General features: G+C 66.7%; 14 protein-coding genes and 1 tRNA gene. 10 read left to right on the top strand and 5 right to left on the bottom strand.

Going from position 1 to position 20,543, the window contains the following annotated elements:
* Nucleotides 1–2: 2 nt before the first annotated feature.
* The 4 genes from BLQ63_RS15280 (at nt 3) to BLQ63_RS27885 (ending at nt 7,848) form a co-directional block, all read left to right on the top strand.
* Nucleotides 3–1,817 carry a type IV secretory system conjugative DNA transfer family protein gene (locus tag BLQ63_RS15280; RefSeq protein ID WP_091036669.1) on the top strand — a complete coding sequence of 605 codons (1,815 nt, stop codon included), beginning with the start codon at nt 3–5 and terminating at the stop codon, nt 1,815–1,817.
* 164 nt (nt 1,818–1,981) lie between these two features.
* On the top strand, nt 1,982–2,611 hold the full coding sequence (locus BLQ63_RS15275; RefSeq protein ID WP_091036665.1) for a hypothetical protein: 630 nt from the start codon (nt 1,982–1,984) through the stop codon (nt 2,609–2,611).
* A gap of 18 nt (nt 2,612–2,629) precedes the next feature.
* The gene (locus BLQ63_RS27890; protein ID WP_143014921.1) at nt 2,630–3,556 is read left to right on the top strand and encodes a hypothetical protein; all 927 of its coding nucleotides are present in this window, start codon (nt 2,630–2,632) and stop codon (nt 3,554–3,556) included.
* A gap of 596 nt (nt 3,557–4,152) precedes the next feature.
* Nucleotides 4,153–7,848, top strand: coding sequence for a YobI family P-loop NTPase (locus BLQ63_RS27885; protein WP_143014920.1), 3,696 nt, complete (start codon nt 4,153–4,155; stop codon nt 7,846–7,848).
* 146 nt (nt 7,849–7,994) lie between these two features.
* Here BLQ63_RS27885 and BLQ63_RS15255 read toward each other — a convergent pair whose 3' ends face one another.
* Together BLQ63_RS15255 and BLQ63_RS15250 are read right to left on the bottom strand one after the other, a co-directional pair.
* Nucleotides 7,995–8,642 (bottom strand): hypothetical protein, encoded by a 648-nt coding sequence (locus BLQ63_RS15255; protein ID WP_091036650.1) that lies wholly within the window; start codon nt 8,640–8,642, stop codon nt 7,995–7,997.
* The gene (locus BLQ63_RS15250; RefSeq protein WP_091036647.1) at nt 8,639–10,144 is read right to left on the bottom strand and encodes a tyrosine-type recombinase/integrase; all 1,506 of its coding nucleotides are present in this window, start codon (nt 10,142–10,144) and stop codon (nt 8,639–8,641) included. Before BLQ63_RS15250 ends, BLQ63_RS15255 begins: the two co-directional genes overlap by 4 nt.
* Nucleotides 10,145–10,410: 266 nt before the next feature.
* On the opposite strand from BLQ63_RS15250, the gene BLQ63_RS15245 reads away from it, so the two are divergent.
* The 6 genes from BLQ63_RS15245 (at nt 10,411) to BLQ63_RS15220 (ending at nt 14,969) form a co-directional block, all read left to right on the top strand.
* Nucleotides 10,411–10,514: transfer RNA gene (locus tag BLQ63_RS15245), tRNA-Pro, on the top strand.
* A 184-nt stretch (nt 10,515–10,698) separates the two neighbouring features.
* On the top strand, nt 10,699–11,337 hold the full coding sequence (locus tag BLQ63_RS28895) for an excalibur calcium-binding domain-containing protein (RefSeq protein ID WP_218125287.1): 639 nt from the start codon (nt 10,699–10,701) through the stop codon (nt 11,335–11,337).
* A gap of 94 nt (nt 11,338–11,431) precedes the next feature.
* Nucleotides 11,432–12,694 (top strand): sensor histidine kinase, encoded by a 1,263-nt coding sequence (locus BLQ63_RS15235; protein ID WP_218125286.1) that lies wholly within the window; start codon nt 11,432–11,434, stop codon nt 12,692–12,694.
* Nucleotides 12,682–13,341: a response regulator transcription factor gene (locus BLQ63_RS15230; protein ID WP_091036644.1), complete on the top strand. Its 660-nt coding sequence runs from the start codon at nt 12,682–12,684 to the stop codon at nt 13,339–13,341. The genes BLQ63_RS15235 and BLQ63_RS15230 overlap by 13 nt, the downstream gene beginning before the upstream one ends.
* Nucleotides 13,338–14,138, top strand: a complete 801-nt coding sequence (locus tag BLQ63_RS15225) for a DUF4097 family beta strand repeat-containing protein (protein ID WP_091036640.1) — start codon at nt 13,338–13,340, stop codon at nt 14,136–14,138. Before BLQ63_RS15230 ends, BLQ63_RS15225 begins: the two co-directional genes overlap by 4 nt.
* 258 nt (nt 14,139–14,396) lie before the next feature.
* Nucleotides 14,397–14,969 carry a hypothetical protein gene (locus tag BLQ63_RS15220; RefSeq protein ID WP_143014919.1) on the top strand — a complete coding sequence of 191 codons (573 nt, stop codon included), beginning with the start codon at nt 14,397–14,399 and terminating at the stop codon, nt 14,967–14,969.
* A gap of 78 nt (nt 14,970–15,047) precedes the next feature.
* Here the strand turns inward: BLQ63_RS15220 and BLQ63_RS15215 are convergent, their stop codons facing one another.
* The 3 genes from BLQ63_RS15215 to BLQ63_RS15205 form a co-directional block, all read right to left on the bottom strand.
* Nucleotides 15,048–15,356: a hypothetical protein gene (locus BLQ63_RS15215; RefSeq protein ID WP_091036631.1), complete on the bottom strand. Its 309-nt coding sequence runs from the start codon at nt 15,354–15,356 to the stop codon at nt 15,048–15,050.
* A gap of 112 nt (nt 15,357–15,468) precedes the next feature.
* A complete protein-coding gene (locus tag BLQ63_RS15210; RefSeq protein ID WP_091036628.1) occupies nt 15,469–18,510 on the bottom strand; it encodes an ATP-binding protein in 3,042 nt (1,013 codons plus the stop codon).
* Between the two features lie 476 nt (nt 18,511–18,986).
* Nucleotides 18,987–20,366 (bottom strand): serine hydrolase domain-containing protein, encoded by a 1,380-nt coding sequence (locus BLQ63_RS15205; RefSeq protein ID WP_091036623.1) that lies wholly within the window; start codon nt 20,364–20,366, stop codon nt 18,987–18,989.
* Nucleotides 20,367–20,543: the final 177 nt, after the last annotated feature.

Raw genomic sequence — 20,543 nt, 5'->3', positions numbered from 1 at the left:
TGATGTCCACCCAGTCCTCTGGAACCAGCACCGACTCAATCAACGACGTGCTCTGGTACACGATCTTTTACATCGTCTTCGGCGCGTTCCTCGGCATCTGGTTGACCGGCCAGGTCGCAGGACTCCTGTTCCGCTTCAACTGGCCCGACACCAGTCTCGACGACATGGCGCAGATCCTCCCCGGACTGTCCGGCAACTTCGACGACCCGGCCCAAGCCTGGCCCGAAGCGGTCGCCGCACAACTGCCCGGCCCGGTCGGCTTCTACATCGCCGCCCTTCTCGTCTTCAGCGTCTTGACCGCTGCCGGCATCCTCCTGATCCGGCTCCTCGGCACCGTCCGCAGCCCCCGCGGCTTCGCCAGCGCCGCCGAGCTCGACCGTGCACTCACCCACCGCGCCGCACTCAGGAAAGCCAAGCGCCTACGCCCTGACCTCGGCCGCAAAGCCGAGATCGAGGACGTCGCCGTGGACCTGGGCCGCGCCGTCGGCGGCTTCGGGAAGCGCTTGGCGGCCAGCATCGAAAACTCCATCCTCGTCCTCGCCGCACCCCGCCAAGGCAAGACCAGCCAGGTCATCATCCCCTGGCTGCGGGCTTGGCGCGGCCCGGCACTGGTGACCTCCATCCGCCGCGACGTCGTCCTCGCCACCCACGAACTCCGCCGCGACACCGGACCGGTCGCCGTCCTCGACGTCTCCGACACCGAATGGCCCTACCCGCTCAGGTGGAGCCCCGTCGCCGGATGCGAGGACTACGACCAGGCCCGCCGCCGAGCGAACGTCATGGTCACCGTCGGCAGGAGCGGCGGCGACTCGACCAATGCCGGCTACTTCCACAACAACGCCGTCAACCTGCTCGCCGGCTGGCTCCACATCGCCGCCCTCGAAGGCCGCACCATGGACGACGTCGTCCGCTGGGCCATGGACCCTGGCGACAACGAACCGATCGAACTGCTGCGTGCCAACCCGGGCACGGTGCCCGGCGTTGCGGGGAACCTCTTCTCGCTCTACAACGGCAACCCCGACTCCCGCGGCGACCTGTTCAACACCGTCCAGACCGCGGTCACCCCGCTCCTGTCAGCCAAGGCCAAGCGGCTGTTCTCCTGCCACCCTGCGGATTCGATCGACATCGAGCAGTTCCTTCGCGAGTCGGGCACCATGTACCTCCTCGCGCCCTCCACCCAGAGCAGCCAGCTCGCGCCGCTCATCTCCGCGTTCGTCGACCACGTCACCGAAGTCGCCACCAATCTGGCCGACCAGTCCCCGTCCGAGCGGCTCGACCCGCCGCTCGGGCTCATCCTCGACGAGGTCGCCAACGTCGTCCCGCTCGAAAACCTCCCGGCTCTCATGTCGTACTCGGCCGGGTCCGGGATCTTTGTCGTCGCGATCCTGCAAGAGATCGCCCAGGCCCGCGCTCGCTGGGGCCGCGACGGCGCCGACATGCTCTGGGGCGCATCGACCGTGAAGATTGCGCTCGCTGGCCTCGCAGGGGAGGAAGCGCAGTGGTTCGCCGACCTCTCCGGCACCTGGCGCGAACACGTCGTCAACCGGCAGCACGGCCCGAACGGCAGCTCCACCTCCCCGACCGAGCGCGAGCGGTCGACCATCACTTCCAAAGAAGTGCGCACTCTCAACGCGGACCGCGGCGAAGCCCTCGTCATCCACGCCTCCACGCCTGCGGTCAAGACCCTCATGCGCCGCCACTACGAGTCGGCTGAAGCCAAGGATTACGAGCGGTCGGCCACCGAGACGAAGCAGATGCTCGGGCGCGGCGCGGCCGTCGCAGAGTCTGTGGACCGCTGGCGCGGCACGGCCCGCTGAACCAAGGAGAGGACGGCAGCATGTCGACACCTGCCCAGCCGCAACGGCCTTCAACGCCGACGCTGCGCCGACCACACGGCGCGTCAGGTGACAGCGGCACGTCCGCATCCGGTTCCGGATCGGGTGTCCTTGCGATCAAGGGCCGCCTGCTCGAATGGCACTCCATGACCGACGAGCAGCGATCCGAGGCCTGGACCGGTCTCGTCGAATGGGTCGCCTGGCTCCACGACCGGTACGAGCTTTCCATCTCCTCGCGCCTCCCCGAGTGCTGGCCTCAGCATCCCGGCCTCATCGAGGAGTTGTGGGCGTTGAAGATGTGGCGCGAGGCCCTGTACACCACTGACACCGAATCAGGTGTCCTCATCGGACAAGAGGCGGGTGGCCTCGCCCAGCACGCCCGGTACTGGCACACCGACCTGCGCAACCTGTTCGGCCAGATCCGCTTCTACGCGGAACGCTGCGCCGCTGAACACCGCGGCGGGCAGCCCTTGGCCGAGCGCTCGAAAACCGACCTCAAAGCCGGATGGTTCCAAGCAGATTCCACCAACGCCATCGCCGCACCAGCGAGCCAGCCCACCCGAACCGCAAGACCCACAAGCGGACTGCCTGCCGCTGAAATGCACCGCCGCCTCGAACTCGGCAGCGCACGCAGCCTCGACCTCGGCGATGACAAGTACGCACGCTCCTTCGACGACTGGTGGGCGCGCGACAGCGAGACTGGTGAGTGGAACAAGGTCACCGACACCGACCTGGCTCGCCGACTCGACAGCCTCGCCGCTACCGAACAGCCTTAACCCGAAGGACTGCAACCAATGTCGACCCTATTGACCGAAGCCGAGCGGCGCTACCTCGCCGCGGTCCTTGACGAACCCGACCTCGCCCTTGACCAGATCCAGGCGAACGACTTCGCCCACCCCGGATACGCCCGCGTCTATCAAGTGGTCAATGACATCCACCGCGAACAGCCCACCCTTGAAGGACCCGAGCTGATCCGTGCCGTTGCTGAGCAGGCCGCAGCACCAGGCCTTGACGCCGACCGCCTTGAACTTCTGCGAGCGGAAGCACCTGACACCGAGCAGCTTCCCTTCTACGTCGGCATGGTCCTCGATGCCAGCGCCCAACGCGAACTCGTCACGATCGCGGCGAACCAGGACCACGTCGAGCAATACCAGAAACTCTTCAACACGCCCTGGCCCGACCAAGCTGTAGCCGCCATAGCCCCTGAAGCCGCCACCCGTGCCGGCCACGAAGAACTTCTCGTCGCTTCCCTCATGGCCTACCCAGAACAGGCCAGGACCCTCGTCGGCATCGTCCCGCCAGAAACCGTCCAGGACTTCCGCTGCCGCGTCGCCTATGAGGCCGTCGCCTCCGCCGCCTGGGACGGCGACTACACCTCCGACGTCAGCCTGGTCTGGCAGATCGCCAAGGCACAAGAAATCGCGAAATCCTTGGGCGATACTCCGCCTACCTACATCGAGCCCGATGCCTCCTTCGTTGCAAGGCTCTCTCGCACGGAGATCACCGATCAGACCGGTCTCGACACAGCTCGCCACCTTCTAGCCCAAGACCTTCGGCACAACCTGAGCGCGACACCAGAACCCGAGCTGGAGCAGCAGATCCGCGTCAGCCCGGCATCGATCTTCGCTAACCCGGCCCAGATCGATCCGCACGCACCACCTGCACCCACTCCCGAGTCCGGGATCGCTCCGCAGCACGGCCGAGCGGAGGGCACCCGATGAGCAACGCTGCCCAGCCCTCGCGAACCGGACTCCCCATGGTCATGACCGCCGCCGAGATGCGCCGCCACTGGCGCCGAGGCGAAGTCCGCCCGCTCTCCCCGCTCCTCGACATGACCGCGGAATACGCCGGCCACTGGTGGAACCTCGACGGCAACGACGCCTGGGTCCGCGCTACCGACCCCAACGCCATCGCCGTCTACGAAGCCCAGAAGCAGCGCTCGGCCGCCACCCTCGAAGATCTCCGGAAGAAGACCCAACGCCTCAACCTGCGAAAGCAGTTACCAATTCCTACATGCTGCCCTGGAAGAACGCGGTGCGTTCGGTCGCTTTCCGGCTGGTTGACGCCTCTGCTCCTTGGCGCAGCCTGGGCTCGACGGCATCGAAGTGAGTCTTGATGATTGTGAGGTGTCGGACCGGATACAACTTCGGCCTCCTGGAGCTCTGGCCCTGAGTATCCTTTGCCTATTGAGACGATGTTGTTGGAGACGCTGTCGCTAAGCAACGCTGGAACTTCTTGCCCAAGATGGCTCTGCAAAGGAGTCAATTTGGGATGAGACGGCCCGCCCGATCTCGGAATCGCGGTCTAGGATCATGGGATGACGCGTTCAAGATCCGCCTCTCAACCCGAAGGCGAGTCGGTGGCCAAGCGGCTCAAGATGTACAGCTTGGCGCCCGAGTACAAGCCTGAGGCTCATTCGATCTATGTCGCTGCCATAAGGCAAGCGCTCAATGAGGAAATCCCCGCCAGGAACATCGCTGTAACTGGACCATACGGTACCGGCAAAAGCAGCATCTTGCAGAAGATCGTCCAAACATACAAAAATCGAGTCGTTGAGGTTTCGCTCTCCACTCTCGGAGACTCGTCGACAGCGGCTCAGACGAATGAGCCTACCGCCCGAGCTGTGGATGCGAAATCGACAACCAATCTGATCCAAAAGGAAATCGTGAAGCAACTTCTCTATCTTGAGAAGCCCAGCAAAACACCTCAATCCAGATTCAATCGGATATCCCGCCCGAACTTCCTACGTGAACTCACCGGTGCACTGATATGCGGGCTTATTGCACTGATTATCCTATTTCTAACGGGCGGCGATCAACCAATCTTGGGCCGACTGTCCAGTACCATACCTTCTGCTCCCGCCTGGAGCCTGTATGTCGGCATCGGCCTTTGCGCGAGCGCCGGCTGGCTGGGAGTTCGGTACCTGTTCCGTGGAAGATTTGTGATTGAGAAGCTCACTGCCGGACCAACTTCACTGACTCTTTCCTCGGATCGGGGAAGCTACTTCGACGAGTATCTTGACGAGATCGTCTACTTCTTTGAGATCAGCAAGCGGGACATCGTCATCTTCGAAGATATTGACCGGTTCGATAATCTCGGTATATTCGAGGAACTTCGAGCTCTCAACGTCCTTCTTAATCGAGCTGGGCAGCTGCGCTCATGGTCGCGAAGTCTGCGCAAACGGAAAATCAAGTTCGTCTATGCGGTCAAAGACAGTCTGTTTGAGAAACTGGAACTCGTCACCGGAGGCGGCATCGATGGAGCGCAGGTTGAGCTAGAGCGCGCGGATCGGACCAAATTCTTCGACCTGGTAGTTCCGGTGGTTCCATTCATCACCCACCAAAATGCGCGTGACCTCATGAGCCGGAAAATGGATCGGGGCACTGGAGGAGTCTCCGATGAGCTAATCCGGCTCGTTGCCGTACATATCCCAGATATGCGGCTCATTATCAATATCCGCAACGAATTCGAAATCTACCGACGCCAACTCCTTGATCATCCCGGGGCGGTGCCGGACTTGACTGCTGACAAACTCTTCGCCCTCGTAGTCTACAAGCACGTCTATATGTCCGATTTTGAAAAAATCCGGCACGGACGAAGTCGACTCGACGATCTCTATAGAGAATGGCGGCAGCTTGTCGAGGTAAACCTCAGCGATCTAGCAAGCGAACGGGCTCGTCTCCGCAGCCGGTTGAAGGATGATACTGCCTTGAGCGAGAGAAGCGTCAAGCTGGGTGATCTGCTGGAACAGCAGGCCAAGCTACTTGTGCGGAGTTCTCCGAGTTCTGGCCGCAAGTCGGATAACGCGACCATCGAGCTCGACGGGCGGATCCTAGATATGGGTGAAATACGCACGCCTGAATTCTGGAAAAGCTTGGTTGCGGGGAAGAAATCGATCAATGTAAAGCCTCATCCTCGGCAGGCGGTTCTCTTGGAACTTACATTGAACGACCTCGCCAATATCCTCGGAGAAGAGCCTGGGTCAGCACTCTGGGAGGCAGCTGACCGTGCTAAGACTGAGCGTCGACTGAAGGCCATTGAAGACGAACTTGAATTCCTGGACCATCACACCTGGAAGCAACTTTACGGTCGATCAGAGTTTCACGAGCAATCCGAGAATGCAGGCAAGGGTGGAACATTCCGTGCTCTGACCAAGAGACATCTCGTCGACAAGCTCCCCTGTGACCTCGTTGCCAACGGCTACATCGACCAGTACTTCATGCTCTACGTATCGTCATACTACGAAGAACATCTCAGCGTGCGCGCGCTGCAGTATTTGCTCCGGAACGTGGACCAAGGAGAGCCAGACCCGCTCTACGAGCTCACGCCGGACGACATCAAGGCAATCATTGCCAATAGGGGATCTGAGATATTGCGGGATCGCGTCATGCTCAACGTGTGGGTTCTTGACCACCTGCTAGCAATAGGTGAACCGGGTGAACTCATCGCGCAACTCCTGGGGTTTGGAGAATCGGAATACGAATTCATCGATCATTTTGTCGTCCATGGAGCGCGTAAAAGAGAGCTCATACGCGCACTGACACCGATGTGGGATGATGCCTTTACCTACCTTGCCGCAAGGGCCCCAGTTGGCGACGAAATTCGGCTAGACCTGTTTGATGCGGCCCTGGCAAGCTGGGATTCCGATCTAGGATACGACCTCGACGACAGCGTGCGTACCTACATCGAGGCGAACTACTCGAAGTTCACACTAGTCACGAAGACTTCGCAACCTATCGAAGTCAAGAGCGCCGTTGAGCTCTTCTCTGCCGCTGGCGCGACCCTCCATGATCTGGACCCGCTTTCGCCAGCGGCACTCGAATCAGTCGCTGAGGAGCGCGTCTATGCGATCACCGCCGAGAACCTGGCGCTCATCAGCGATGGAGATGACCTCGCGCTCGACCAGATCCGAAGGCGCAGCAGCCGGGTATACGAGTATGCCACCGACAGCCTTGACGATTACCTCCGATTGATCGACGAAGCGGATACGCCCTGGTACTCGATCGCCGACCCCGACGAATTCGAGTCCGTGCTCGACGACGTGCGCGAGGAGGGGCCATTCAAGGATCTTGTGCGGCTCTCAAACCCTGCCTGCAAGACTGAAGACATCCACGTGGTCCCGTCCGAGGTATGGCCGGCGCTGGCGCAAGGTCAACGATTCCCAGCCAGGTTCGCAAACGTGGCCGCCTACGTCCTTGCTTTCGACGGGATTGACCGGTCGTTGGCAGAGCTGCTAAGACACGAGGGCAAGATCATCGAGGCCGCCGAGGCTGGCTTGGCTGAGCGGAAGGCGCTCGGCATTGCTCTGGTAAACGACAGAACCTTCCTGGAGGACGTAGAGACGCGTGTGTCGTTGGCAAAGGGGCTCAATTTGGAGGAGCCCCTGAGAATCGAGGATGTGACCGCGGAATCCGGCCCACTCATCGGCAAGTTGATCAAGGAGAAACTCCTGGAAGATTCCGCCAGCTCGTTTGAAAACAGCCATATGCTTGACTGGGAGACAAGAGAAGCAGCAATCGCGGCGTCCGCGAACTTCCTCGATTTCATGAACCCCTCGCTGCTGCCACCCGATCAGGTACGCAGCCTATTTCGCAGCCCCAAGATCGACGAGCAAGTCAAGCTACGAGTCCTTTCCGACTTGCCACGATATGCAGCAGGTGCTGCTTCTGAAGTCTTTGTCGCAATCGCACGTGAAGCGCTTAAGCAAGAATGGGATCTTGACTTCGATCAGATCAAGGCGCTCATTGCGGGCGGGGCGACAGAGACAACAACCATCCTAGGCCTTATTAATTCTTCGGGTGAGTTGATTGAAATTGATCACGTGCACGAACTACTTCAGGGACTCGGTGGATCATACGGGGACCTAATTGTTCCAGGGCATAAGGCAGTGGTCCTGCCGAACGATAAGACCCATCGCCTCTTGGTAAGCGATCTCAAGGAACGTGGGTACGTTTCCACCTTCGTGACTGATAAGAAAGCAATCAAATTGCGCGTCCATATGAGACGGAAGTAATGACGAGCACCCGCCGCTGAACTGATTTCGCTTGCCCTCGAGTTCCCATCGGGTCTGGTCCCTTTGCTTCGGGCCTACCGAGAATGGTCCCGGTGTTTTGACTTGGGGCGGTGCCGAAACTCTGCACCGCCCCTTTTGCCTGATCTCTACCTTGTGAAGTACGAGTTTCCCAAGCGACGCCGATCCTTTGCGGCAATCACCAAGCACGGGTACCCCCTGATCTGGAGTTTCCCAGCCAGGAGCGAGAGGTCGAGGTCCCAGTTGTACCGGCTGCGCCAGTTGAGGCGTTCGGCCGCGTTCTCGAGCGCTAGGTCGATTTCGTCGTTGCTCCAGGCGTTGACGGCCTTGAGCTGCATTTTCACGAGAGACTCCTCTCCGCGGAGGTTCGCGAGGCCGATGTGTTGCAGTCGGTGGCAATCGACGCAGAGCGCGATAAGCCGTGCCAAACGCTGGACCGCCGTGGTGGAAGTGACCTCGAAGTGCCAGATTTCGTGGCAGTCCGGGCGACGGGGGCGACCGGTCTGCGGGTCATGGCCAGGTTGGCCGCAGACCTCGCAGCGCATTCCGGCCGCCTCGCACACCGGGATGCGGAGCCGGTCCCAATCGGCGCGCGGGAGAATGCCGCGGAGGTTCGAGCCCCAGACGTTCTCTGGGAGCACGTCGGGGTAAATCAGACCCGGGCCGATCGGGAGGGAGTCGACCATCGGCTTCACCGCGGGGACTTTGCTCTCGGCGGGCTTCGGCCGGTCGGGGCGAGTTACCCAGCGCCGCAATGACTTGAAGATGCGCTTCATGCAGCCGCACCAATCTTCATCTCGTTCTGGATCAGGCGCCTGTTCATCTCGGCCTGGAAGGTCCCCAGGTAGCTGAACAGCAGTTGGGAGTCGATCTTCGCGAGCTCGTCCTGGTTCAGCGGCTCCTGCGACACCAACCCGGTAAGGATGACCGAACCAAGGACCTCTACGTCCGGATGGCCGCCCTGGCGGACCCGCTCCAGCGCGTCGAGTGCCGCCATGCCGGAGTCGTCCACGGTGTGGAGGTAGCGCTCGGTGGTGAGGATACTGGCATGCCCCAAACGGTCCTTGACATCCATTAGGGTCGCACCACCGTTGAGGAGCCATGAGGCGTGGGCGTGGCGCAGCAGGTGCATCCGAATGTCCACCGGCAGATCCGCAGCGGCGAGCGCGGGCCGGATGACCCTCTCGCGGAACCATCGACTCGGGATATGCCCATCGGTGTCCCAGCGACGCTGCCTGCGCGGCTGATCCTTTCCCGATGCTCGGCGCTTGCGGCGGTAGTCCGTCATTGCGTCTTTGCAGTGTTCGCAGTGGCACCTGCCAGCGGTGTACGCGCTCATGGAGCCGTGCTGGTAAGTCCGGCCCTTCTCGTTGGGCTCGGTCCGACCCAGATCCATCGGCGCGGGCTCGACGACTCCGGGTTCGATGGCCTCGGGGATGTACCAGAAGAGGAGGTCTTCCTTCTTCAGGTTGCGGGTGGCGATGTGGTCCTTGATGCGCTTGGTCAGGCCCTCGCGGATACGGAGCACACGCTGCTCGTGGTCCTTGGGCGGCTTGACGAGGAAACGTCCGCCCTGCGGGTGGAACTTGCGGTTCACCTGGACGACGGCCCGGGACACGCGGAGGCGGTGCTGCTTGGGCTCGAAGTCCTTGACGCGTAGCTCGGTGATCTCGCCCCAGCGCATGCCGGTCTCGATCGCGACTTCGACCAGGAGTTTCCAGATGTCGTGGACGAGCGCGGCGTAGAACTTGTCGTACTGCTCCGGGGTGACGATCCGGAGCGCCTTCTTCGCCACCTTCTCGGTCTTGACCTTGAGGCAGGGGTTGGCCGGGACGATGTCGTCGTTCACCGCGTTGGAGAAGATCGTGGACAGGAGCGTCTTGAGGTACTTCCGGGTCGCGGCCGAGACACCGCCCTGCTTCAACTGGGTGAGCCAGCGGCGGATGTCGGCGGCGCGGATGTCGATCATGCGCCGCTCGGCGAAGTAGCCGAGGATGTGCGCGTGGAGCTCGTAGGAGTACGTTTCGAGCGTCTTGACCTCGACGGTGAGGTTCGGCTTCCAGTGCTCGTTGACATAGGTCTCGAAGCTCATTCGGCCACGGACCAGGTACTCGCCCTGGCCTTCATGGGCCTTCGACTCGGCCTTCTGCCACGCCTTCTTGGCGTCCTTCTTCAGATCGAAGGTGCCCGCCGAGCGGTACTTGTTGTCGACGTCTAGGTACATGGCGGTGTACCGGGGCTGTCCTGCTTTGGTGATTCGCTTTTCGCAATACCCCATGGGGCTGGCTCTCCTTGCTGGTCTCCTGCTGGGCGAACCAGGTGGGACTGGCGGGGACCCGCAGGTGCGCTCAGGGACGTTTCCTGAGTACGTTTCCGCAGGTCGGAGAGCAAATATGACCGCATCTCAGCAGGTCGACAAGGGTCCCTGTAGTTTCGACAGGGCTAGTTCGGGACGAGGGGGTCGCAGGTTCAAATCCTGTCAACCCGACCACATGAAGGGGGCCGCAAGGCCCCCTTTTCCGTGCGCGGCGGAAAAGAGAACATCGGGTTGTGGCGCAGCTTGGCAGTGCTTTTTGGCGGCACTCCGTGCCGGCGGCACCTCGTTCGGGACGAGGGGGTCGCAGGTTCAAATCCTGTCAACTCGACCACAAGATCCAGGCCGGGAGCATCGCTCCCGGCCTGGTTTCGTGCTGCGGCCCTTCGATTCGCCCCGAACGGGTGAGGGCCTAACGGTTGGTAGCCAGTCGACCGCGCAGGGGATTCACGGGCCTCGTGCGCGGGCATAGCCTGCTCGTACCCCGGCACACTCCTCCTACCCCATCGGAGACGCCCGTGTCCACCGATCCCTCCGCCGCGGGCCCGCAACGGCCCCGCGTCAAGTCCTGGTCCCAGATGTCGACGGCCGAGCGGGTCCTGGTGATCCTGGTCTTCGCCGTCCCCGTGCTCTGCTGCGGCGGCGTCATCAACATGATCGACGGCGACGAACCCGAACGGGAGACCATCGTCGAGGAGCCGACCGAGAGCGAGTCGGCCGAGCGCGCGTTCGACCCCGCCACCGACGGCCCGACCTATTACGGCCCTGCCGAGGAGACCACCTCGGCCTCGCCCGAACCCGCACCCGAAACCGAGGAGGAAGCGCCCGAGGTCGAAGAGGTCTACTACGAGAACTGCGACGCCGCACGCGACGCCGGCGCCGCACCGGTCGAGGAAGGCGACCCCGGCTACCGCAGCGGGCTCGACAGCGACGGCGACGGCACCGGCTGCGAGGACACCGGTTCCGGCGGCGGCGGGGGCGACTCCGGCGGCGGCGATTCCGGTGGCGACTCCGGCGACGATGACGACGACGGCGGCAGCGTCTACTACGAGAACTGCGACGCCGCACGCGACGCGGGCGCCGCGCCCGTCCACCGCGGCGACCCCGGCTACGGTGGCCATCTCGACCGGGACGGCGACGGCACCGGCTGCGAGTGAAAGTGCCACCCGCTCGGGGGTGAGGTTTTCTCCACCCCCGAGTCGGGCGTCAGCGGCAATGTGCGGGCCGCGCGGCGAACCTACTGTTCTAAGCATGGACATCTCAGCTACGCCGGCGCTCCCCTGGCGACAAGCCCCGCGGATCGCGGTGCGGGCCCTCTGGGCCGGGGAGACCTGGCGCTCCCTCATGCATCTGGTCACCGGCTCCCTGATCGGCGCCCTCGGCGGGATCCTCATCGGGGTCCTGCTGGTCCCGGCGTTCGCCGCGTTCCTCACCGTCGTCGTCCCGGTCCTCGTGCTCGGCGCGATCCTCCTCGTCAGCTCCGTGCTGACCGTGGTGCAGCGCAGCCGCCACTCCGCCTACCTCGGCGTCCGCTGGCCCGACACGTCGTTCACGAAACCGGCGGCGTTCGAGCTCCGCGCCGTCCTCGACTTCCTGCGCAATCCCAGGACCTGGCGCCAGTTCGCCTACCACGTCATCTCCGGGGTCTACGGCCCGCTCGCCGGGTTCTTCGCGGTGGCGGCCTGGACGTTCGGTCCGGCGATGCTCTTCTCGCCCCTGTTCGGGGCCACCACCACCGGGCTGAGCCCGCGGCACTGGATCCTGTTCGCCCTGGGGGTCATCGTGACCTTCGGCGCCCCGTGGATCACCCGCCTCTTCTCCTGGGTCGACGAGCTCATGGCCCGGCAGCTCCTGGGCACCAACCGGGTCGAGGAACTGCAGACCCGCGTCACCGACCTCGCCGCCAGCCGCGACTCCACTGTGGATGCCGCGGATGCGGAGCGGCGCCGGATCGAGCGCGACCTCCACGACGGCGCCCAGCAGCGCCTCACCTCCCTCGCCATGAACCTCGGCATCGCCCGGGCCACCCTCACCGACCTGCCCGAGGACGCCTCCCGCGCCCTCGCCCAGGCCCACGAGGAGTCCAAGCAGGTGCTCACCGACCTGCGCGACCTCGTCCGCGGCCTGCACCCGGCCGTCCTGGAGGACCGCGGCCTCGACGCCGCGCTCTCGGCGGTGGCCGCCCGCTCGCCCGTCCCGGTCCGCGTCAAGGTCGACATGGACCGCCGCGCCCCCCGCGACGTCGAAGGCGTCGCCTACTTCGTGGTCTCCGAAGCGCTCACCAACGCCGCCAGGCACTCCGACGCCCAGCACGCCGCGGTCGAAGTCCAGCTCGACGGCGAGCGCCTGCGACTCAAGGTCACCGACGACGGCCGCGGCGGCGCCGACCCCGAAGCCGGCACCGGCCTCAAGGGACTCGCCGACCGCGTCCGCTCGGTCGACGGCACCTTCCACCTGACCAGCCCGCTCGGCGGGCCCACCACCATCGAAGCGGAGCTGCCATGCGCGTCGTGATCGCCGAAGACTCGGTCCTGCTCAGAGAAGGCCTCGCCCGACTCATCGAGATCGGCGGCATGGAGGTCATCGACACCGTCGGCGACGCCGAGGCCCTGCTCCGCTCGGTCGAGCGCGACTGCCCCGACCTCGTGGTCGCCGACGTCCGGATGCCCCCCGACCAGAGCGACGAAGGCGTCCGCGCCGCCCTGGTGCTGCGCCGCCGCTACCCCGACCTCGCGATCCTCATGCTCTCCCAGTACGTCGAGGAGCGCTACGCGGTCGACCTGCTCACCGGGCAGATGCGCGGCATCGGCTACCTCCTCAAGGACCGCGTCGCCGACGTCGCCGAGTTCCTCGACTCGCTGCGCCGCGTCGCCGGCGGCGGGACCGCCCTCGACCCCGAGGTCATCTCGCAGCTCCTGGTCCGCCGCGACGGCGACGAGCTCGACCGCCTCACCCCGCGGGAGCGGGAAGTCCTGTCGCACATGGCGGAAGGCCGCTCCAACGCCGGCATCGCCGAGGCCCTGTTCCTCTCCGAAGGCGCCGTCAGCAAGCACATCAACTCGATGTTCACCAAACTCGGACTCCCGCCCTCCGACAGCGGCAACCGCCGCGTGCTCGCCATTCTCAAGTTCCTGCAAGGCAACCCGAAGGACCGGTCATGATCGACACCCCCGTGAAACAGTCCGACACCGCCCAGCCCGACGAACCCGCGTACTCCGGCCGCAAGGTCTGGTGGATCGTCGGCGGCACGTTGACCGCCGCCGTGCTCCTGTTCGTCATGGCCGTCGCCGGCGTATGGATCTGGTCGGCCTCCTCGCCGAGGGAGGAGTACACCCTCACCGAGGAGTACCCCGGCCCCGTCGCGAGCGCCAGTGTCGACGTCGAGGTCGGCGACATCGTCATCGAGGACGCCCCCGGGACGATGCTCGAACTGCGCACCCACGTCGAATGGCGCGGGGCCGAACCCGATGCCACCGAGGCGATGCACGGCGGCCACTTCAGCGCCGACGCCGGATGCGACTCCGGCCTCGCCCTGTGGGGCGGCGCCGACGACTGCCGCGTGGACTACACGCTCGGCCTCCCCGCGGGGACCGCGGCGACCGTCAGCAACGACGTCGGCGACATCCGGATCAACGGGGTCGACGGCGCCGTCAACGCCGAGACCAGCGTCGGCAGCGTCGAAGGCCTCGGCCTGCGCACCTCCGAACTTGAAATCGAGACCGGCGTCGGCGACGTGAACCTCGAATTCGAGCAGGTCCTCGGCGACATCACCATCACCTCGGGCACCGGCGACGTCGTCATCGAGGTTCCCGACGACGGCACCACCTACGCGGTCCGGTTCGACTCCGGTGTGGGCGACCAGCACATCGACATCGCGACCGACCCGGGCACGACCGCCGACCGGGTGATCAACGTGAACTCCGGCGTCGGCTCCCTGACCGTCCGATACGCCGCCTGACACGCTGACCGACACCACAGACCTGACACCGGAAACCCGAACGCCGCCCGCGACCACCCGGTCGCGGGCGGCGCCGTCATGCAAGCCCTTGCGGCCCGACCAGATCGCATGAACGTCAGCGGGCGCGCCCCCGTACCAGCGCGATATCAGCGGCCCGTCAGCGCCGGGCGCGAACCTATCGGCATGGAGCTGGGCGCCAACGGACTCCCGGCGGCGCCCGGCTCGGATCCACACCCGCCCAAGCCGAAGGAGCACGCCGTGAACACCCTCCGCCCCGCCCGTCCCGCCACCGTCACCGCCGCCGTTCTGCACTTCGCGATCGCGCCGGCGTTCGCCTCGATCCCGCTCGTCGGCCTGCTGTACGGCGCCGACGTCCAGGCCGCCGCCGAGGCCGAAGCCGCCCGCCAGGGCCAAGACCCCGGCGTGCTGGCCGAGGCCGGACTCAGTTTCGAGGAGCACGGCGTCGCGATCTGGGCGCCGTTCGCGATCGCCGCTCTCATCGCACTCCTCGGCGGACTGCTCCTGGCGGGCAAGCGGTTCGCCCGGACGATCGCCTTCTTCGCGCTGCCGCTGCTGCCGGCGGGGAACGCACTCATCATGGCCGGCAACGCGACTGCGACCGAGAAGGTGCAGGCGCTGTTCGACGCCTCGGACAGCGGGGCCGTCCGCTCGCTCGACGCGGCCGCCCTGCTGGAGGCCGACTACGCCGCCTATCCGGCCTGGCTGCCGGTCCTCGAAGGCGCCCGGTTCGCGGTGGTCCTCCTCGGCGGCGTGCTCGACATGATCCTGCCGGCCCTGCACCCGGCCCGGGCCCACTTCAAGAAGGCCTGAACCGTCGCGAATGGAGCGGTCCCGCATCTGGTGCGCCGCCGCGGGACGCCTCGGACCCGTTCGCCTTCGCCGCCAGGGCTACCGCTCAGCCGCCCGGAATCGTGCGGCGAGCCAGATCGTCAGGTCGTTCGCGATCCGGCTCATGTCCTCGCCCGGGTCCCGGCGATGCTCGCCGCGGCGGTCGTCCCGCCGCTCGACCTCGTACCCGCCGTCGGGCAGCAGGCGAACCGAGGCGGACCATGCGGGGCTGCCATTGTGCGGCCGAATCACGACGAAGGTGTTGCCGGGCCGTTCGAGTTCGCTGATCAGGATGAACAGCGCGTCCTCGGAAGGGTCGTCGATGTGGTCGCCGTTCTCGGTGTCGGCGATGTAATAGTCCGCGGCCACGCGCTCCTCCGAATGCAGGGTGAGGGTTCAGGATGCCAGGGGCGCGGGCCGGCGCTCGGGCGCGCGGTCGAACCCTGGCTTGCGGCCGGCAGCTCGCCGGTGCGGGGATTCCCTAGCGGCGCAGCAGGGCGATCGCGTCGTCGCGGCCGAGTTCGGCGCCGCGGGCGTACTCGGCCTCGAACACCTTGTCTCCCAGCGCTGCGCGCGTCCGCTCGGAGGTGCGCAGCGCCTTGTCGTAGCCGCGGCGGTCCTCGGTTCCCAGCAGCCCGGCCGCCGCGCCGAGCAGCGCGGCGGCTCGGGCCGCGTCGCCGTCCGCGAGGGCGATGGCCGCGCCGACGCGCGCGGCGACGGCCAGATTCGGGCTCGCCGCACCCTCGACATGCGCGTCCGTCAACGCGTCGAGGCGCCGCTTCGCCAGGGCCGCATCACCGTCGGCGAGGGCGACCACGGCGCGCAGCGCCGCCCCCCACACCTGCACCCGCGAGTCGTTCGCGGTGCCGTCGAAGACGTGCTCGGCGGCGGCGAGCTCGCGCAGTCCCGCCTCGACGTCGCCGGCGCACAGCAGCACCTGCGCGCGGCACCACCACACGTAGGCGGTGGTGTGCGGGTCGCGGTCGGCGTCGGCCCGTTCCAGGCCGAGACGCAGAGGCTCCCAGGCCTGTTCGACCGCGCCGCCGAGTGCGGTGGTGAGGGCGAGTTCGGCGTAGGTCTCGGCGGCGTCGGCGGCGGTGCCGAGTTCGTCGAACAGCCGAGCCGCCTGCGCGAGCGCGTCCTCGGCCGCGTCGTGGTCGCCGTGGCGAGCCCAGTACTCGGCGCGCATCCGCAGTGTCGAGGCCAGGCCGAAGCGTTCGCCGAGCTTCGCGAACTCGGCCTCGGCCCGCTCGACCTGGGCGATGCCCGCGGCGCCGGTGGAGCCTTCGCCGACGGCGGCCGCGGTGAGCAGGATGATGCCCAGCTCCCAGCCCTCGGCCGTTTCGGGGTCGCTGGCGACGTTCGGGTCCGAGAGAAAGGCCGGGGCGATCGCCAGCAGCGACCTGCCCCGCATGGCCGCGCCCGCCTTGCGGCCCAGGGCGATGCCCTCGGAGATCGATCGCGCGCCCGCTTCGAGGTCGTCGTTCACCGTCTGCGCCATGCCCGTCATCAGCAGGACTGCGGGGCGCAGCGACGCGGGGACCTCGCCGGGGAGGTCCAGGACCGCCGGGAACCAGTGCTGGAGCTGGGTGCGGAAGCCGCGCAGGTGCCAGTACCAGAACAGGGCCGCGACCATGCGCAGGCCGGTCTCCTTGTCGCCGTTGGTGACCGCCGCGGAGAGGAGCGAGAGCAGGTTGTCGTGCTCGGCGTCCAGTCGCGCCATCGCCTCGAGCTGGGTCGCCGACCGGATCTCGTCGTCGGAGCGTTCGGCCACGTCGAGGCAGTATCGGGCCTTCGCGTCCCGTTCGGTCTCGGCCCGGCCGCTGCGGTGCAGCTGCACGGCGGCGTAGAAGCGGATCGTCTCCAGCATCCGGTACCGCTCGCCATGGCGCTCGATCAGGGACTTCTCGACGAGCCCGGCGAGCGCGTCGAGATCCTCCACCCGGTCGAGTCCGATGCCGCCGGGGTAGACCGCCATGCGCATCGCCAGTGTCCGTTCGGCATCCGAGAGCAGGTCCCAGCTCCAGGCGAGGACGCCTTCCAGGGTGCGGTGCCGTTCGGGGGCGGTGCGGTCGGACCCGGCGAGCAGCGCGAACCGGTCGTCCAGGCGGGCGGCGATCTGGGCCGCGTCGAGGGCCCGCATGCGCGCGGCGGCCAGTTCGAGCGCGAGTGGCAGGCCGTCGAGTCGGCGGCAGATCTCCACGACCGCAGCGGTGTTGACCGCGTCGAGTGCGAAATCGGGTCGTACGGCGGCGGCCCGTTCGCAGAAGAGCCGGACCGCAGGGCTCTCTTCTGGACGGTCGTCCGAGATCGGCAGGGGCGGAATCGGGTACAGGCGCTCGCCGCCGATGGCGAGGGCTTCGCGGCTGGTGGCGAGGACGCGCAGGCCCGGGCAGGAGCCCAGGAGCCGGGCGGCGAGATCGGCGGCGGCCCGGATGCGGCGCTCGCAGTTGTCGAGGACCAGGAGCGCGTCCTGGTCGGCGAAGTACTCCTCCAGGCGGGAGGCGGCGTCGTGCGCGGAGGGCTCCAGGAGGCCGGATTCGCGGGCGCCGATGGCGCGCAGGACCGCGGGCGCGACGTCCGCGTCGTCCACGACCGCGGCGAGTTCGACCAGCCACACCCCTTGGGGTGCAAGGTCGGACATGCGGGAGGCGGCCTCGATCGCGAGCCGGGTCTTGCCCGCGCCGCCGGGTCCGGTGACGGTGACCAGGCGCGAGGCCGCGACGGCGCCGGCGAGTGCTTCGAGGTCGTCTTCGCGCCCGACCAGGCTGGTCAGCTGGGCTTTGAGATTGGTGCGGCGCCGTTCGGGGCGGGCCGCGGGTGCGGTGCTGTGGCGCAGGATCCGGAGGTGCAGTTCGGCGAGCTCGGCGGACGGGTCGGCGCCGAGTTCGTCGGCGAGTCGCTCACGGGCCCTTTCGAACACGTCGAGGGCTTCGGCCGGTCGGCCGGTGGCGTAGAGGGCGCGCATGTGCAGGGTCTGCCAGCGTTCGTCGAGCGGGTGCGCGGCGGCGAGCGGTTCGAGTTCGGTGAGGACGTCGGTGCCGGCGGCGGTCTCGAGGGCGAGGCGTTCGCGGGTGGTCTCGGAGCGGAGGCGTTCGAGCCGGATTGCTTCGGCCCGGGCGAAGCGGAGGTCGAGAAGGTCGGCGAAGGCCGTTCCGCGCCAGAGGGTTTCGGCTTCGCGGAGGACGGCGAGGTCGGCGGTGCGGCGGCCGGTCTCGGCGAGGCGTTCGAAGCGGAGGACGTCGATGTCGCCGGGGTCGAGGGCGAGGCGGTAGCCGGCGGCGCCGCGCGTGAGCCGTTCCGAGCCGATGGCGCGGCGGACCCGGGAGACGAGGGCCTGGAGGGCGTTCGCGGAGGGCGCGTCGTCTTCCCAGATGGCGTCGGTGAGGGTGTCGGCCGAGATCTCGCGGCCGGGTTCGAGGGCGAGGCGGGCGACGAGCGCGCGAAGCCGCGCCCCACCGAGCTCGACGGGCCGGTCCGCGTCGTCGCGGATGGCGAAGGACCCGAGCAGGAGTACGCGCATACGGGCAAGTGTGCCCTGAGGTGGCGACGAGCCGGGGAGAGGCGGGAGAGCAATCCCGGGAGGCACGCCGAAGGCGATGATCGGAGTGTGGGCCCCCAGACACAAGGGTGGCGCGAGGGTACGACACAACCTCGAGATCCAATCGATGCGAGTGTCCCGAATCACCGGCCTTGTCGCCGTCGCTGTTCCGGCCCACGCCGAAGGCGAGTGGCGCCGCTTGGGCCCCTGAACACAAGGGTGGCCCAGGGGTGCGACAGAACAGTGCCTCTTCGGGGTCGCGGGTGTGCGGAGTCACCGCACCCGCGGCCTGCGCGTTTCAGCCCACGCCGAAGGCGATGGCCGGCGCATGGGCCCCTGACACAAGGGTGCATCGCGGGTGCGACAAAACGGTGCGGGCCGGTCGGGTTGCTCCGACCGGCCCGCACCGTTCTCGCCCGGCTTCGTCCCAGGGCGCCGTTCCCGCTGGTCGCGCCGGCTCAATCCGCCCTGACGACCCGGCGGAACTCGCGTCCGCCGAGGTCGATGCCGGTGATCGCCCCGTCCTCACCGCGATCGAAGTAGCCGCGCTGGCCCTCCAGCGGCCCCTCGGTGATGATGTAGTCGTCGCCGTCCTCGGCGAGGAACCCCATGTGCGCGGGCTCGCAGTCCGCGGGCAGCTCGTCTTCCGACGCTTCGCGCAGCTCCGGCTTGATCCGCGCGGCGAGCGTCAGGCGCCCGCCTTCGTCGGTGACCGTCACCGTCATCATGTCCACGTCGAAGTCGCCGACGACCTCGGCGGCGCGAACCGCCTCGTAGGCGACCGGCTCGGGGTCGCGGTCGATCAGGCCCAGGTAGTGCTCCAGCGCCCAGCGGATGACCGCCAGGTTGCAGGGCGTGCCGCCCGGCGCGGCATTGGTGGCGACCGCGATCGCGAAATCGTGCTCCGGCACGACGATCAGGTCCGCGAACTGGCCGTACGCCGACCCGCCGTGCCCGAAAGAGGCCGCGCCGTCGATCTCGCGCAGGAACCAGCAGATGCCGAACGCGTCGCCGGTGGAGCTGCCGCGGAGTTCGACCGTGGGGTTCCGCATGGCGCGCAGCGCCTCGGCGGAGACCAGCCGCTCACCGCTCGGGGCGGTGCCGTCGCCGAGGTGGAACCGGGCCCAGCGGACGAGGTCGCTCGCGGTGGAGGCGAGGCCGCCGCCGGGGTTCTGGGCGCGGTGGAGCTTCCAGGGCCGCGAGACGGTCGTGCCCTCGTCGTCGACGTTGTGGCCCAGGGAGAACCTGTGCGTCATCGCCTCGGCCGCGAAGAAGGTGGAGCGTTCCAGGCCCAGCGGTTCGAGCAGGAGCCGGGAGACGGCCTTCTCGTAGGTCGTGCCGGTGACGGCCTCGATGACCCGGCCGAGGAGGTTGAAGCCGGCCTGGCTGTAGGAGGCGCGCTCGCCCGGCTTCCCGATGACGGTCAACTCCTCCAGATTGTCCACATAGGTCTTGAGCGCGTCGTCGCCGTCGCCGGTGTCCAGGAGCATCCAGGTGTCGAGCCCGGCGGTGTGGTTGAGCAGGTGGGCGACGGTGATCGACGCGGCGGTCTCCTCGTCGGCGAGTTCGAGGCCGGGCAGGTAGCGGCGCACGGGGGCGTCGAAGTCGACCTTGCCCTGCTCGGCGAGGATCACCAGGGCGGTCGCGGTGAAGCTCTTGCTGATCGAGCCGAGGGTGAAGATCGTGTCCCGGTCGACCGGGAGCGGATTCTCGACGCTGGTGACGCCGTGGGCGGCGTAGATTTCGCGGCCCTGGTGCCAGATGCCGACCGAGACGCCGGGAACGGCGTAGGCCTCGGCGTACTGGGCGACGGTCTCGTTGAGTTCTTCGACGGTCATGATGGCGTCCCTTCGGTGGACCCGGCTCGCGGGTGCTTCTGAGCGGCCGAGGCGGTGGGCCCGGGCCGTCCTTGCTGTCGAAGTGAACGATCGCCGCACGCGCTGACATCGCGCTGACGAGTCGCTGACAGGAACCGCGCGACCCGCGTCTTCCCAGCTGAGAGGCGCTGGAACGGA

This window comes from Glycomyces harbinensis (genome assembly GCF_900101745.1).
GTDB classification, from domain to species: Bacteria; Actinomycetota; Actinomycetes; order Mycobacteriales; family Micromonosporaceae; genus Glycomyces; species Glycomyces harbinensis.
Note: the sequence above shows the minus strand (reverse complement) of the source record. Positions and strands in the feature narration are given on the sequence as shown.

What these genes read in the sequence shown, in the direction of transcription:
- BLQ63_RS15280 (WP_091036669.1), top strand. Translation starts at nt 3, where the DNA reads ATGTCCACCCAGTCCTCTGGAACCAGCACCGACTCAATCAACGACGTG.
- BLQ63_RS15275 (WP_091036665.1), top strand. Translation starts at nt 1,982, where the DNA reads ATGACCGACGAGCAGCGATCCGAGGCCTGGACCGGTCTCGTCGAATGG.
- BLQ63_RS27890 (WP_143014921.1), top strand. Translation starts at nt 2,630, where the DNA reads ATGTCGACCCTATTGACCGAAGCCGAGCGGCGCTACCTCGCCGCGGTC.
- BLQ63_RS27885 (WP_143014920.1), top strand. Translation starts at nt 4,153, where the DNA reads ATGACGCGTTCAAGATCCGCCTCTCAACCCGAAGGCGAGTCGGTGGCC.
- BLQ63_RS15255 (WP_091036650.1), bottom strand. Translation starts at nt 8,642, where the DNA reads ATGAAGCGCATCTTCAAGTCATTGCGGCGCTGGGTAACTCGCCCCGAC.
- BLQ63_RS15250 (WP_091036647.1), bottom strand. Translation starts at nt 10,144, where the DNA reads ATGGGGTATTGCGAAAAGCGAATCACCAAAGCAGGACAGCCCCGGTAC.
- BLQ63_RS15235 (WP_218125286.1), top strand. Translation starts at nt 11,432, where the DNA reads ATGGACATCTCAGCTACGCCGGCGCTCCCCTGGCGACAAGCCCCGCGG.
- BLQ63_RS15230 (WP_091036644.1), top strand. Translation starts at nt 12,682, where the DNA reads ATGCGCGTCGTGATCGCCGAAGACTCGGTCCTGCTCAGAGAAGGCCTC.
- BLQ63_RS15225 (WP_091036640.1), top strand. Translation starts at nt 13,338, where the DNA reads ATGATCGACACCCCCGTGAAACAGTCCGACACCGCCCAGCCCGACGAA.
- BLQ63_RS15210 (WP_091036628.1), bottom strand. Translation starts at nt 18,510, where the DNA reads ATGCGCGTACTCCTGCTCGGGTCCTTCGCCATCCGCGACGACGCGGAC.
- BLQ63_RS15205 (WP_091036623.1), bottom strand. Translation starts at nt 20,366, where the DNA reads ATGACCGTCGAAGAACTCAACGAGACCGTCGCCCAGTACGCCGAGGCC.